The sequence below is a fragment of the Streptomyces sp. AC627_RSS907 genome, from assembly GCF_019049165.1.
The window spans coordinates 1-10621 of record NZ_JAGMUE010000105.1; the positions used below are offsets into that span (position 1 = coordinate 1).

A 10621-nucleotide genomic window follows, 5' to 3' on the forward strand; every position below is an offset into this window, starting at 1 on the left:
TGCACAGTGCTCAACCAACCTGCGCAACCAGGCACCGGACTCAAGACACCACAGGTCAGACGGCTGGCGTACCCGAACACTACACAGATCCAGTGAGCCCACACAGCCACCAGCCACTCAGTCAAACTGCGCAACCCCAGGCCAGAAGCATAACGACTGCTCACATTCACCGACCAGCGACACCCAGTATCGAGGACCACCGCATCTGCACACCGCTCAACCAACCAGCGCAACCACAGACCAGGAAACACACCAACTGCACAGATCCGCTGACCCCTGACAGGACACCCCCCAACCGATCCGGGCGGGGCGCGGATTTTAGAAGAGGGTCAACGTCGGAATTTCGGCCCACCAACTCACGCAAGGAATGCCGAATCGGGAAGTCTCGGGCCCGAGCTACAGAACGGTACCTCAGATATCGGAAAGCCAGAATTTCGGCGTGCGAAGGTACCGGAGCCGAACGGCCCCCAGGGCCGGGCGGCGGAACCGCCACCGGCGTCAGCCACGCTTCCTGGCTTTGATCGTGACGGCCGCCACCACCCGAGACTCAGAGCCACTGACGCTGTCCACGACCCGCACGAGGGCGTGGCGCCGTACGCGAAGCGAGCTCAGCCAAGAGCCGCTGGGCCTCCCGCAGCACAGTGGTTGTCGACGCCGAGATGCCCGTTCCTGCCGTGGCCGCGAGCAAGGTATCGGTGACGTCGCTGACGGGGGGCGAGTTGCTGCCGCAGCGTGGTCGCTCTTAAAGATTATAGAAGGCGCAACGCTCTGACCTGCGGAAACGCGGAAGTTGTATGCACCCTGGCCGCATACAACGCGCCACCGGGGTCTGAGTTGTATGCACATAGCTGCATCAAGGGGTCGAGGCAAGGGACACGCCGCCTTGATGCATCGTTCCCTGAATAACATGTCACCACTGGTATGTTATGCGCCTCGATGATCTTCGTAAGGAGGGCCAGTGGCCCAGTCCCAGAGGCGTAGCGCAACCGCCGGCGCCAGGGCCGTACGCCCGGCAACGGTGCCGCAGAAGCCCGACGACTTCGACGGTCTAGAGTCAGCGAAGGACCTGCTCAAGAGGCTGGAGGAGCTGGCAAGGAAGGGCGGCACCTTCTCCACCAAGGGCGACCCGAAGCCCTACGCCTTCTATGGCCGGATCCACCTGAGCATGTCCCAGCGGATCCAGGACCAGCTGTGGAAGTTCGGCTTCTCCGCCATGGCGAGGAACGTGCTGGACCACATGTCGGTCCACCACGACGACCAGGCCATGGTGAAAATGACCCAGCGCGGCCTGGCGGAGAAGTTCGGCTGCTCGCAGTCGAAGGTCTCCCGCTCCATCGGCGAGCTCTCCCGGCAGAACTTCGCCTGGAAGGAGAGCAGGGGCATGTACCGGCTGCACCCCCTCTACGCCTACCGTTGGGGCAGTGACAAGCAGCGCGACCTGGTCAACAAGCTGGGCCCGAAGGTCCTGACGGCCCGCGAGATCGTCATCCCGAACGTGAGGAAGGCAGAGCGATGAGCGACAGCCCCATCCCCGGCTTCCGCAACCCGGACGCCTTCGAGGTCCTGCCGAACGCCCGGCTGAACCCCACGGCGCGCGACGTCTTCGACATCCTCCAGGCCCGGCAGGAGCCCTGCGGCCTCGTCAAGATCCGGCAGGCCGACGTCGCCAAGCGCCTCGACATCAGCCAGGCCGCGGTCTCCCGCGCGATCGGCCAACTCAAGGACAAGGGCCTCCTCGACGGCCGGCACCGCCAGGGCAGCGTGCTCATCCACCCGCTCTTCGCCGCGTACGAGTCGCTCCCCCACATGCTCAACCACCTCAGCGACCCCGACACCTTCGTGTGGCCGCTGAACTTCCCCACGGGGGAGATCCGCCCCCCGCGGGCGAGCGACGCGCGCACCGACACCGGCTTCGACCCCAACCCCGACCCCGACGGCGGCGAGGACGCCCCGGCCCCCGAGACGCGCCCCGCCCTCCGGCTCGCCGGCTGACTCCCCCTCCACGAGCGAAGGCTCCGCACCCTTGGTGCGGAGCCCCTTCTCGTTGCACTGGAAGATGTATGCGCCCAGGCTGCATACACCTCCTAACGCCGGGCTGCGGCCCCAAAGCCGTCGGCCGGCTCGTACTGGCAGTAGCACTAGGTGAACCGGCTTGTTCTGGAACAGCAGAACAAACGGCGGCGGTCCCGGTGGCTATGCTGCATCCCTCGCTGCTCGGGGTTAGGCGGGCGAGTTCGGTGAGCAGCGCGGCGTGCGCGCGGACCGGCTGGGTGAGAAGGCCGGCGGCGGCCTCGCGGGCGGCGTGATCGCGGTAGTGCCCGAGGCGCGCGGCCAGGGCGTGCGCGAGCCAGACGTCGGCCTGGACGTACCCGCCGGCTCGACGGGTCACCCCGCAACGGCTTCCACGGAAGGTGACACAGCCAGGAGAGGGGCGACTGGGTCGTCCATGCATGCCGCCGACTACCTCCGGTTGCTCTGCCGTAGATCTTCTTCAACGGCTGACCTCTGGACCCTACCGACCGACGGCGCAGAACGCTGTGCATGCCCCCTGAGCTGATCACTTCATTGTGTTAGCCGTTCTTAGGCGTTGGCTTCCCTGACCAGGTCGGCGATGCCTTCGCTCCGGAAGTTGAGGCCACAGTCGGGGCACCAGACCGTGGGTGGGATGCGAACGGCTCGGCCGCACCCCGGGCACGACAGGAACGCCCCCTGTCGGGGGAAGTCGTCCTGCGCGAAGCCCAGTTCTTCGGCGCAGTGCGGGCACTCCACGACCTGCTCCATGTCCGGGGTCTGTTGCTTGAACCCGCAGCCGATGCAGGGCAGTCCCTCGCTGCTCCCGGGCCCATGCACGCCGAACCGCTCCCGCAGCCGCTCGTTGAGGTCGGGCAGTAGGCGGAGGCAGTCCGAGCAGACCGTGTCCGGTTCGAAGACGAACGTCACCTGCCGGCATCCGCGGCAGTGCGTGGCAAAGGACCCATCCCGCAGCACAGACCTGGCCACAGCGCCCTCGACGAGTCCGTGGTCCTTCGTCCCGCAGGCCGGGCACGTCGGCACGGGTTTTGTCCCACGAGCGGTCCTGGCGCACCCGGTGCACGCGGCCTCCCCGGCGCCGCGTCCCTCCTGTCTCGGGCCGGACGACAACCGGGCGAGATCGGACGAGGATCTGCGGCGACGGAGCCAACGGAAAACCATGGCACAAGGATCGTGACGCACACCTGGGATGTCGACCCCCCGGGTTTGCAGGTTCGTCGCGCGCGGTGGGTGCGCGGCCCGAGAGCGGTGAGGGTGCCCCGGGCCGCGCACCCACCGGGGGTACCTGCCTCTCCGACGCTACTCGCGAGGCGGCCCGAACTCCGCGGGACGCGTAAACGCCGCGGTGGCAGTGCAGGTCTCTACGGATGTCATTCCGCGATGGAAGCGGGAGTCGGTTACGCGCCCCACCCCAGATCAATGTCGCTGGGAGCGGGAGTCACTGCGATTGCATCCCCGCAGGGTTTGGCCTGGGCGGGAGCCGCTGGACGGAGGCTCTCTGGCCGCCGAGCCGATGACGGTGCCAGTCCCGGTGGACAGATTCGAACCATCGTGTTCCGGCTTGTCCTGTCGCAAGGCATCCGTCAGACGACGGGCTTTCGACCTGCGGAGTCGCCATGTCGTTGGAGAACGCTGACGGGTCGGGTTCTCGAACGGCATGGCTTTTGCGGAAAGCGCGCTCTCGTCGGCACAGCGGCTGCTCAGCGGACCGGTGTCGTCTGGGCCAGGGCGATGCGCCAGTCGTCGCCCTGGCGGGTCAAAACGTAGGTCATGACACCGACCGAGGGCAGCTCGGACGAGCTCCCCGTCTCGGACCGTTCGTCGTGGACGGTCCTGGTGAGGCTGACGACAGCGACGTCTGAGGTGCTGTCGCGGGGTGCACCGGCGAACGTGCCAGTCGGCGTGACAGGGCCCGCGTGAAGGTGATCACGTCGCCGACGGCGAGGTTGAGGCCCTTGGCGCCGGTGGGCGGCACGATGTGCGCGGTGTCACCGGCGAGAAAGAGGCGGCCGTGCCGCATGGGCTCGGGATCCGTAGGAGCAGCGTCCCGTGATCACGACAGGAGTGTCATGACACCGTAACCGCGCTTCCCAGGGGGGCGCCGCACCGTTCAGGATGGTGATCGACAAGGCAGAGACCAGCCGGAATGACCAGTCCGGCCCGGCCACATCACCACCAGCAGGGGGAGTCCCACCATGCTTCGCACGCGCCGCCGCAAGTCCGTCCTCGCCGCCGCTGCCCTGGTGGCCACGACGATGCTGCTGACCGCCTGTCAGGGAGAGGACACGGAGGACGGCAGCAAGTCGACCGGGGCCACGGCCTCGGAGTCGGCCGCCAAGGGGAAGTCCGGCGATGGCGGGAGTGGTACCGGCACCGGCACCGGTACCGGCGGCGAGTCCCCGTCGGGCGAGAAGGGCTCGAAGAGCGGCATGGTGTCGGGCAAGTGGGCCGGCACGGTCTCCTACCTCGCCCCCGGCAAGTACACCGTCACGGACGCGAACGGCACGGAGCAGGCGTTCTTCACCTCCGAGGACACCGACATCGAGGGCGCGGGCAAGATCTGCGGTGACGCGGACGGCCAGGCCGCCACACCGTGCACCGAGGAGGAGCTCGAAGCCGCGGCCAAGAAGGGGTTCGGAGCGACGGTCGACGTCAAGGACGGAGTGGCTGTCAGCATCATCGAGGACCACACCGACAGCGGCAACGGCGGCGGCAACGGTATGGGAGAGGGCGAGAGGTCGGGCCTCTTCTCCGGCACGCTCGGGTACATGGCCCCGGGCAAGTACTCCCTCAGCCGCGACGGCAACGAGCGTGCGTTCGTCACCACCACCGACACCGTCATCAACGGCGCCGGCTGGATCTGCGGTGACGCGCAGACCGTCACACCCTGCACCGAGAAGGACCTCGAAGCCGCGGCCAAGAAGGGCAGCGTCGCTGTCGCCGTCCAGGTCGAGGACGGGGTCGCCGTCACCATCGACGAAGAGCACAACTGATCGCGGACCCGACTGCCCATCCTGTACGGCACGTTGATCCGTCTGAAGGTCGAGCGCCTGCCGGACGATCACGACCCGAAGCCGGTCTGGCTGTGGTGCTCGGCCACCGCTGCCCTCGGCTGGACAGTCCCGAAGGTCCGCCATGCGTGTCGTGCAGGTCGTTCGTATGACGGCTGCGGTCGCCCGCGCCGGAGTCGCACCGCCCCCATGTGGGGAGTGCTCAGCCGGTCGGCCGGTTCAGCAGGGGGACGACGACTTGACGTGCGGTGGCTGCTTCACCGAGCCGGAAGAACTTCACCTGTCCCATGGTGTGGGTGCACTCCAGGTAGCCGGCCGCCTCCAGCTCGCGGCGTGCCCGCGAGAAGTGCGGTGCGGGTACGCCGATCAGCCCGGCCAGCTCGGCCGCGGTGCGTTCGACGCTGTTGTCCAGGCCGCCCAGGATCGCGTAGGTCATCAGCATGTTCTGCTTGAGGTGGGACAGATCGCTGATGCGTGCCTGCAGGGCTTCGAGCTCTGGGTATGGGCTGGTGCGTGCCATGGTCAGGCCCTTCGTCGCTGCGCCGGACGGCCCGGCAGGGTCGGCAGGTGGTAGGCGGCTGCCTCTTCGGACTGTTCCCGTCCGGGAAGGCTGGAGACGATGTGCGGAGTCACCCGGTACTTGATGGTCCGGCCGATCACGTCGGCCACCAGGAGCATCTTGTGCTCGGCGAGCTTCTTCGCCATCCTCCTCGTCGCTTGTGGGGTCAGTCCGAGGTAGTCGGCGGCCTCCACTGCTGTGGCACCACCCTTGCCGTTGTACGTCATGATCCCGCAGTAGAAGAACAGCCGGAACTCGTTACCGGTGATTCCTGAATCAGCCGCGAGCATGGCGAGGATTCGTTCGAAGCTGAACTGCCCGTGCCGTCCGCCGAAGGCGTAGGACCGGCGGGGGGCGTCCTCGTCTTCCGGTTCCAGCAGCTCGTGGACCTCACCCGTCGTGGTGTTGACCAGCGCACGGCTCCGTCCGCTCCGCCCCCGATTCGGCACTCGCGACCCCTGACCTGAGCTTGTCTCCGACCTCCCCGACATGACCACTGACGACATGACCACTGGCGACACGTATGGGCATCTCAGGATGCCGATATAGGCATCCCAGGGTGCCGATCAAATGGGTGTTTGTGCAGGTCACCGCGTCGCGGAGGCTGCGCACTCTCTATGCGACCGGAGGAACCCCAAGGAACCCGCCGTTCGGGAGGCCCTGCGGTACTCGCGCAGGCGCTCCGTTCGGCTTTCGTCGGCTGAGGAACACGCTGAGCAGTGCTCGCACGAACGAGGAGGAAACGGTGGGGGGAGCCGCTGGTCGCCTGCGCCGATTTCGTCGCCCGGACCCTCGGCGCCGACCATCTGGTCGTCCCCGGGTACTACCCGCACACCCAGGAGCCCGGTCGGGTCAACGCCGCGCCGAACGAGGGTGACCGCGCTGCCGTCGCGTGGTGCACCGGCAGGCAGTCACGCGTGGGCTGTTTGACCTTGACACGGTGACAAGGCCTTCACTGCTTGCGAGAGGAGGTGGTCACGATGACTGCCATGCGAGCGCTCCAGGGGCTGGAGGACGGTCGTGCGTCCGTGCGTTTGCGGGCGGCTCTGGCGGTGGGTACGACGCCTGATCCGCGCTTCGTCGGCACGCTCGTCGAGCGGTGTGCGGTCGAGCCCGAGTTCTTCGTGCGCGACATGCTGACCTGGGCGCTCACCCGTCACCCGGTGTCCGTCACGCTCCCCGAGCTGCTCCGTGAACTGCGCTCGGAGCGTGCGCAGGCGCGGAGCCAGGCGTTGCACACGCTGTCAAAGATCGGGGACCGGCGGGCGTGGCCGGCGATCACACGGGAGCTCCTGTGCGACGCCGACGACGAGGTGGCGCGCAGCGCCTGGCGGGCCGCGGTCGCGCTCGTACCGGAAGGCGGGGAGCACGGCCTGGCCGCGGTGCTGGCGACGCAGCTCGGGCGCGGTGGGCGGGAGACGCAGCTGAGTCTGAGCCGGGCGCTGGTCGCGCTGGGGGACGTGATCGTGCCGGTGCTGGGGGCTGTGGCGGCGGATCCGGACCGGCTCGTGCGTGCGCACGCGCTGGCCACGGAGCGGTTGCTGCGCGAGCCGGACATCGGGTTCGGGTTCGCGATCGAGGAGGCGAAGCGGGCCGTGGCCCTCGGCGGGTCCGGTCACGAGGGACGATAGGGCGTGTTGATCGGTGAGGTGGCGCGACGGTCCGGGGTGAGTGCCCGCATGCTCCGGCATTACGAGTCGCTGGGTCTGGTGCGGCCTTCGGGGCGTACGGGCTCCGGTTATCGGGAGTACTCCGGCGAGGACATCCGGCGGATCTTCCATGTGGAGAGCCTGCGGTCGCTGGGGCTGTCGCTGCGTGAGGTCGGGCGGGCGCTCGACGATCCCGGCTTCACGCCCTCGGCGCTCGTCGGCGACCTCGTGCGTCAGACACGCGACCGTATCGCGGCCGAGACCGAGTTGCTGACGCGGCTTCGCCGGATCGACGCCGCGGAGCCCGCCGGGTGGGAGGACGTCCTCGACGTCGTCGCGCTCCTTCAGGCGCTGGCGTCGAAGAGCGCCGACGCGCGTCAGCGGGCGGCGCTCTCCTCCTCGGTCGACGAGGTTCCGGTGCCGGTGGAGGCCCTGGTCGAGGCGGTGTTGAGCGAGACGGTGCCGAACGTCGCCGGGGCCCTTCGATGGGCGCTGGCGCGATCGGGCGGGGGCGGTACGGCGCTGCTGGCGGAGGGTCTCGGCTCACCGGTGGCCGCGGTGCGGGAGCGTGCCGTGCAGGCCCTCGCCGAGATGCCCGGTGAGGAGGCCGCCGCCCGGCTGCGGGACGCCCTCACGCACCCCGACGTGGTGGTCCGCGGGTGTGCGGCGCTGGCGCTCGGGACACGTGGGGTGGTGGAGGCGGTTCCGGTGCTCGTCGACATGGTCGTGGCGGGAAGGAACGACACCGACGCGGCCGACGCGTTGGGGGTGCTGGCGGGTGATCCCGGGTTGGCGGACCGGATCGCCACCGGGCTCGTCGACCGGCTCGGCCGGGCCGGTACCGAAGCGCCCGCACGGGTACGGCTGACCCAGGCGCTGGCGGACATCCCGGGGGCCGTCGCGTCACGTGCCCTCGTGGAGCTGTCGCACGACGGGGAGCGTGCCGTCGCGGTGACCGCGGTGTACCTTCTGCGGCTGCGTGCCTGAGTACGGGCTACAGGTCGATGTCGATCCGCTCGATGCCGGTGAACTCCACACCGAGGCCGTGGGCGCGGGTGTTGTTGTTGCGGAAGTACATCTCCGCGAGGCCTTCGGCCGCGATGCGCTGGAGCTGTTGCTCGGTGGCGCCGGCGTCGCGGGCGGTGAAGAGGCGGTCCGCCCACTGGGGGGTGAGGGCCTGGGTGATGTCGCGGACGCGGGCGTCGTCGGTGGTGCCGGGGGCGGCGGTGAAGCCGAAGCGGGCCCGGGTGGAGAGGACCAGGCCGTCGGTGGTGGACGCCTTGTGCTTGGCCCTCGCCCGTACGTGCGGCTGCCACCGCTTCCTGACCTCGCGCTCCATGCGTTCGCGCAGGTCGGGGCGGGGGCGTTTGAGCTGGCCCTTGACGTAGCGCTCCACGGTGCGCTGGGACACCCCGAGGAGCTGGGCGACGGCTCTGGTGCCTTTGAGCTGCTTGACCAGGTATTTCATCTGGGCCTGGGCGCTCTTGGGGATGGGGCGGGTGAACGCCCCCTCCAGGGAGCGGTCCAGGCCGTCCCCGACCGGGTCCACCATCGTCGGTTACTCCCCTTCCCCGGCGGCCGGGTCGGTCTTGATGAGGTTGGCGATGTTGAACACACCGCCGTGCTCCTCGTACAGCTCCTCGGCCCACAGGACCGTCTGGGTGCCCTGGTGCTTGACCATGCCCGGGGAGACGCCGAGCCGGAACGTGCCCGGTACCGGCTTGCCGTCGGGCGTGTGCGGCAGGATGTCCAGCGGGGACGGGCCCGGTGAAGGGTAGACGACGGCGTCGGTGCCGATCGCCGTCGGGTACAGGTCGGCCGCGGCGGCGGTCTTCATCAGCTTGCGGTGCACTCCGATGCGCTGGTTCGCCAGGACGGCGGCCCGGATGTCGGGGCGCCACGTCTCCCGGGCGAGGGCCGGCCACGGCTCGTAGTACGGCACCTGGCCCCGGTTGCGCTGCCTGAGCTTTCCGATGCCGCCCTTGGCGGTCGCCTTGACCGCGCCCACCAGCAGCGCCATCGTCGGGTCGGTCTGCTTGGAGCGGGCCATCGCCTCCAGGAACTCGCTGCCGCCCATGCCGGTGGTGACGCCGAGGTCGGCCATCGTGGCCACGTACGCGTCGCGCAGCCGCTTGTACCAGGCGTCCAGGTAGCGGCCGGTCCGCGTGCGGACGTACGCCTCGATCGGCGCGACCTCGAAGCCGAGCTCCACCGCGTAGGCGACGGTGGGGGTGGCGTACCAGGCGGGGCCGGTGGGGCGGTCGCCCTTCGGCGTGAACGGTGAGGGCAGCCGGTTCCCGTCGACGGTGCGCCCGTCGACACGCACCTGGGACAGGTCGACGTGGCTCAGGTCGACCAGCCAGGAGCCGGGCAGCGCCGGGTCGAAGGCCGGGTTGCCGGTGAGGTGGGTCGGGCCGTTCAGGCCGACGGTGAGCCCGTTGGCGGCCGCGGCGAACGACATGTTGACGTCGATCGCGACCAGGTACCGCCGCATGCACTCCTCGTCGGTGAGCGGACGGCACCAGTCGTAGGGCTCCTCCATCAGCATCTCGGCCGCGGTACGCAGGTGGTGCCGGGCGAACTTCCCCTTGAGGACGGGGTGTTCGTCCGGGACCTCGCACTCCACCACGTCGTACACGGCGGTGAGCGCGTCGTCGTTGAAGGCCCGGGTGAACTCTCCGGTCTCCGGGTCCTTCTCCGCGCGGGTCGGCGGGCGCAGCGCGGTCATCAGCTCCAGGCCGGTGACCGCCGCGGTACCGCGGGGCGTCATCACCCGCTCGGCGTACGCGCCCAGGTAGCGGGCGAGGTCGGCCGGGTGCATGGTCGGCAGCCGGGGGTCGGCCTTGTTGTCCCACTCGCGGGCGTCCAGGGCGTTCCAGGCGGGGATGCACAGCTGGACGCAGTTGCGCTTCGCTCCCTCGGCCGGGCGGTAGATCCTCGCCCACGGTCCGAACCCGCGTCGGGTCAGTTTCCAGTCGGCCTTGGTGAGTTGTCTGACCGCCTTGTGGCCGTCCGCGAGCCGTCCGGCGCGCCGCTCCTCGTCGGACAGGGCGGTGGGGAGGCCGTAGCGTTCCAGCGCGGCGGGGGTGAGGACGAGGAGGGGGTCGGCGTCGCGGCCGTTGCGGTGCAGGCGGGTCTGGCCGAGTCCGGCTTCGGACAGGGTCCATTCCACCAGCGCGGGGAGGGACTTGGCGGGTACGTCCAGGATCAGGCCGCCGACGCAGTACGCCAGGGTCTGGCCGTCCTCGACGTCGACGACGGCGAGCGGGCCGTTCTCGAAGCGCTGGTCCGGGGTGGGGGCGGTGGACCTGGACCTGGGCGCGGGGGTGGTCGGTTTCGGGGTGGTGCGCTTCGGGGTGGGGGCGCTGGGC

10 protein-coding genes and 1 pseudogene are annotated in these 10621 nt (G+C 69.4%); 5 read left to right on the forward strand and 6 right to left on the reverse strand.

The window, feature by feature from the left end:
• Positions 1–1018: 1018 nt before the first annotated feature.
• Positions 1019–1516: a replication/maintenance protein RepL gene (locus KUM32_RS23220; protein ID WP_308408703.1), complete on the forward strand. Its 498-nt coding sequence runs from the start codon at positions 1019–1021 to the stop codon at positions 1514–1516.
• A complete protein-coding gene (locus KUM32_RS23225) occupies positions 1513–1992 on the forward strand; it encodes a helix-turn-helix domain-containing protein (RefSeq protein WP_217143874.1) in 480 nt (159 codons plus the stop codon). The genes KUM32_RS23220 and KUM32_RS23225 overlap by 4 nt, the downstream gene beginning before the upstream one ends.
• A gap of 588 nt (positions 1993–2580) precedes the next feature.
• Here the strand turns inward: KUM32_RS23225 and KUM32_RS23230 are convergent.
• Together KUM32_RS23230 and KUM32_RS23235 are read right to left on the reverse strand one after the other, a co-directional pair.
• Complete coding sequence (locus KUM32_RS23230) at positions 2581–2940, reverse strand: hypothetical protein (protein WP_217143875.1); 360 nt, start codon at positions 2938–2940, stop codon at positions 2581–2583.
• 982 nt (positions 2941–3922) lie between these two features.
• Positions 3923–4057, reverse strand: a pseudogene (locus tag KUM32_RS23235) (FAD-dependent monooxygenase); the annotation flags it as partial.
• 169 nt (positions 4058–4226) lie between these two features.
• Between KUM32_RS23235 and KUM32_RS23240 the strand changes: the two are divergent.
• Positions 4227–5024: a hypothetical protein gene (locus KUM32_RS23240; protein ID WP_217143876.1), complete on the forward strand. Its 798-nt coding sequence runs from the start codon at positions 4227–4229 to the stop codon at positions 5022–5024.
• A 220-nt stretch (positions 5025–5244) separates the two neighbouring features.
• Here KUM32_RS23240 and KUM32_RS23245 read toward each other — a convergent pair whose 3' ends face one another.
• Entirely contained in the window at positions 5245–5562 is a 318-nt protein-coding gene (locus KUM32_RS23245) for a hypothetical protein (protein WP_217143877.1), read from the reverse strand.
• A gap of 2 nt (positions 5563–5564) precedes the next feature.
• The gene (locus KUM32_RS23250; protein WP_217143878.1) at positions 5565–6050 is read right to left on the reverse strand and encodes a helix-turn-helix domain-containing protein; all 486 of its coding nucleotides are present in this window, start codon (positions 6048–6050) and stop codon (positions 5565–5567) included.
• A 531-nt stretch (positions 6051–6581) separates the two neighbouring features.
• On the opposite strand from KUM32_RS23250, the gene KUM32_RS23255 reads away from it, so the two are divergent.
• Together KUM32_RS23255 and KUM32_RS23260 are read left to right on the forward strand one after the other, a co-directional pair.
• Positions 6582–7232 carry a HEAT repeat domain-containing protein gene (locus tag KUM32_RS23255; RefSeq protein ID WP_217143879.1) on the forward strand — a complete coding sequence of 217 codons (651 nt, stop codon included), beginning with the start codon at positions 6582–6584 and terminating at the stop codon, positions 7230–7232.
• Between the two features lie 3 nt (positions 7233–7235).
• A complete protein-coding gene (locus tag KUM32_RS23260) occupies positions 7236–8237 on the forward strand; it encodes a MerR family transcriptional regulator (RefSeq protein ID WP_217143880.1) in 1002 nt (333 codons plus the stop codon).
• A gap of 7 nt (positions 8238–8244) precedes the next feature.
• Here KUM32_RS23260 and KUM32_RS23265 read toward each other — a convergent pair whose 3' ends face one another.
• Both KUM32_RS23265 and KUM32_RS23270 read right to left on the reverse strand, forming a co-directional pair.
• Positions 8245–8802: an XRE family transcriptional regulator gene (locus KUM32_RS23265; RefSeq protein ID WP_217143881.1), complete on the reverse strand. Its 558-nt coding sequence runs from the start codon at positions 8800–8802 to the stop codon at positions 8245–8247.
• 6 nt (positions 8803–8808) lie between these two features.
• Positions 8809–10621, reverse strand: a 1813-nt coding sequence (locus tag KUM32_RS23270; protein ID WP_254405998.1) for a transcriptional regulator, incomplete at its 5' end; no start/stop codon positions are given.

Excerpts from the sequence above, each read along its gene's own strand:
- KUM32_RS23225 (WP_217143874.1), top strand. The coding sequence starts at position 1,513 with ATGAGCGACAGCCCCATCCCCGGCTTCCGCAACCCGGACGCCTTCGAG.
- KUM32_RS23240 (WP_217143876.1), top strand. The coding sequence starts at position 4,227 with ATGCTTCGCACGCGCCGCCGCAAGTCCGTCCTCGCCGCCGCTGCCCTG.
- KUM32_RS23245 (WP_217143877.1), bottom strand. The coding sequence starts at position 5,562 with ATGGCACGCACCAGCCCATACCCAGAGCTCGAAGCCCTGCAGGCACGC.
- KUM32_RS23255 (WP_217143879.1), top strand. The coding sequence starts at position 6,582 with ATGACTGCCATGCGAGCGCTCCAGGGGCTGGAGGACGGTCGTGCGTCC.
- KUM32_RS23265 (WP_217143881.1), bottom strand. The coding sequence starts at position 8,802 with ATGGTGGACCCGGTCGGGGACGGCCTGGACCGCTCCCTGGAGGGGGCG.